This is a genomic window from Lutibacter sp., from assembly GCF_040883305.1.
In the GTDB taxonomy this organism is placed as follows: Bacteria; Bacteroidota; Bacteroidia; order Flavobacteriales; family Flavobacteriaceae; genus Lutibacter.
Genome location: NZ_JBFLKT010000084.1, coordinates 1 through 2883, shown reverse-complemented (window position 1 = coordinate 2883; position 2883 = coordinate 1). Strand labels below are relative to the sequence as shown.

Below are 2883 nucleotides of genomic sequence, written 5' to 3'. Positions count from 1 at the left end.
CTATTAATCCTAAAGTTAAAAATTTTGTTTTTTTCATTTAATAAGATTTATTTTTTTGATTGACGAAGAATAAACTAGGATGTTACAAGAATGACTATTAAGTTTTCATTTTTTTATCTTCTGATTATTTAATTGACATGCCAAATTTTTACTGATTTATCTTTGCTTGGTTTTACAATAAATTTTCCATCAGAACTCATATCCATTCCCAGCCCAATATCATCTTAATAATCTGAAAGTGTTTGTAAAATTATATAATATGTTCTAAAAGCCAACTTGATATTTCTTTTAAAGCAGTTGGAGAAAATGTTTGTTCAATTTTTCTATATTCATCCATCTTTCCAGTTTTGCACTCTTGAAAAAAGTGATTTAAATTTTCTAATTCTATTATTTTATAATCTTTATTCTTGCCTTTGATTAATGCCTTTTTGATGCCTTCTTGATTTATCTTGGCATTTACTTGTGTGTCTTTACTGCCATTTAATGATAATATAGGAATTTGTAATTTTTCAATTTCATCAGCAGGATTGTATTGTAAAAAATAACGTGACCAAGGCTTTAAGCTTGTTTTTAACTGACTTTCTATAAATGCATTGATATTCTTTTCTGGCACATTTAAAGACGTTAAAATTGGTCTAAAAAAATCATTATAATGGGTAGTTAATTCTTTTTTAATTTCTAAATCACTCTTATTTGAGGTTACAATAGCAATCGCTTTTCTTATATTTTTTTCATAAGCTACTTCATCTTTAACAGGGAATTCTCTTAATGTCTTAGATTGCATTACAGATAATTCTGTTCCGGAAATTCCGGTAGAGGCTAATAACACCATAAAAGCAACATCTTTAGAGTTATTTGCCGCTAAGGGTGCAATAATACCACCTTCACTATGACCAATCAAACCTATACTTTTAATATCTACATCGTTTCTGGTTTTTAAATATGCGATTGCACTCAATACATCTTTAGAAAAATCTTCTGTAGTTGCATTTCCAAAATCTCCTGTAGATTCTCCAATACCACGATCATCAAAGCGCAATACGCCAATGCCTTGTCTCGTTAAATAATCTGCCAGTACCAAAAAAGGTTTGTGTCCCATAAAACTTTCATCTCTGTCTTGAGGACCACTTCCACTGATTAATATTGCCACTGGGAATTTGCCATTTTTTTTTGGTAAGGTTAAAGTGCCAGCCAATGAAATGTTTGCTTTATTATTTTTAAAAATGACTTCTTCTTCATAATAAGGGTAAGGCTTTACAGGTTCTTGAGGTCGTTTAGAATCTTCTATTTTTATAGCTCCTTTTTTTAAGTTTAGGACCATTTCCATACCACCTTCTTTGTAAGTTCCTTCAAATTGTTGCGCTTCAGTATTAAAAATTCCTGTATAATTCATGCCAACATTAGAGCCATCAATTAGTAGCTTTCCATTTTTAAAAGTTGTAGCCGATGGTTTAATGCCAGAAACTCGAAACGTTGGAACATCCATAGTTGTTGAATACTCAGAGTTTTCTTGTTTTATTTTAAAAACAAAGGTGATTAACTTATCTCCTCTTTTGGCTATTCCGCTCCAATCCCCTGCTATATTTTGGGAAAAGACGCTAACTATTGATAATGTAAATGCAATGGTAAATGTTATTATTATTTTCATTTTGGATTGTTTTTTTACTTGTCGAAAATGATTCAACGTTTAGATTTAAAAAAAATGTTAATTAATTAGGTAAAATAAGATGTTATCTTTGGTGCTAGTTAAAGAATGTTGCCAGCTGCTTTAACTTTAGAATCCAAACGACGACCAATAAATACTCCAATAAACAGTCCCATACAAATGCCAAAGGAAATCCCTAAAGACCTTTCAAAACGTTCACCTATTAGAATTCCAGCTACCACTCCGAATAACACTCCTAAACTTACACCTAAGTTTGTGTAGTACCCTTTGGAAGTCAAGGAAAATGTATCCCTCAAATATTTCTCAAATTTAAGTAGTGATTTTTTGACGATTTTTTTTCTGTTTTCTGGATTTGATTTTAAATTTAAGCTATCCAGTTCAACTTCTATAGATTGAATTTCATGAGTGGTGAATTCTCTGTTTTCTAATTTTGAAAGAATCTCAATAAATTGATTATAAACCTTGATTTCCGATTTTTTAGTTGTTTCTGTTTTTAAACTTTTAAAATAGTTAGTTGCTTCTTGTAATGTCATAATTTTTATTGTTTTCTTGGTTAGTGTCTGAAAACAAAATTTATTACACCTAACATTTATTTTTTTTAACACAAAGATTAAAACACCTCATTTACAGTATTTTAACTTCTTAAACTTTCTATATCAGTCATCAATTCTTCTAGTTTTTTGAATATTCTTCCATAAACTAGGTTTAAATCCCATTTATAAATTCGACCTCCAACAAGGGCTAGTAAACATATGATCACTGCCACTAGAACAATTCCTATTAGTGGGATTCCAAATATGAGATACGTTTCTGGAAAACCAACAAGTATTTCACCTACAAGTCTTTCACCCAAAGGCATACCTTGGGCATCTTTAAACCAAAAGCCTAAAATCAATGACATGAATATAATTGGATACAAAAATCTCGACATTTTTTTATTGATAGCTATCTGCTTGTTTACCCATTGATTAAATGCTTTTAAGTATTGATAACTACTTATGCCTAAATCGATTTTCTCTAAATCATTTAATAACTTCTTATTAATAAAAACAAGCACTGAAAGGGTAACAAAAAATATGATACCTGTTATTGGAATGCCTACAAAAAAAGAAACGATTAAAAAAGCAAATGAGAAAGCCACAATTGCAATTAAATTAATACGAAACATTCTTTTAAATTTATCAATGATATGAATTGATTTTTGGCTGTATAGGTTG

Annotated in this window: 3 protein-coding genes; all 3 read right to left on the bottom strand. The window is 29.7% G+C overall.

The features are described 5' to 3' along the window. Positions 1–250 precede the first annotated feature (250 nt). Positions 251–1648, bottom strand: coding sequence for an alpha/beta hydrolase family protein (locus tag AB1Z17_RS02610; protein ID WP_368050233.1), 1398 nt, complete (start codon positions 1646–1648; stop codon positions 251–253). Between the two features lie 98 nt (positions 1649–1746). Next, complete coding sequence (locus tag AB1Z17_RS02605) at positions 1747–2199, bottom strand: hypothetical protein (RefSeq protein WP_368050232.1); 453 nt, start codon at positions 2197–2199, stop codon at positions 1747–1749. A gap of 101 nt (positions 2200–2300) precedes the next feature. Then, positions 2301–2883: hypothetical protein (locus tag AB1Z17_RS02600; RefSeq protein ID WP_368050231.1), on the bottom strand; the 583-nt coding region annotated here is incomplete at its 5' end.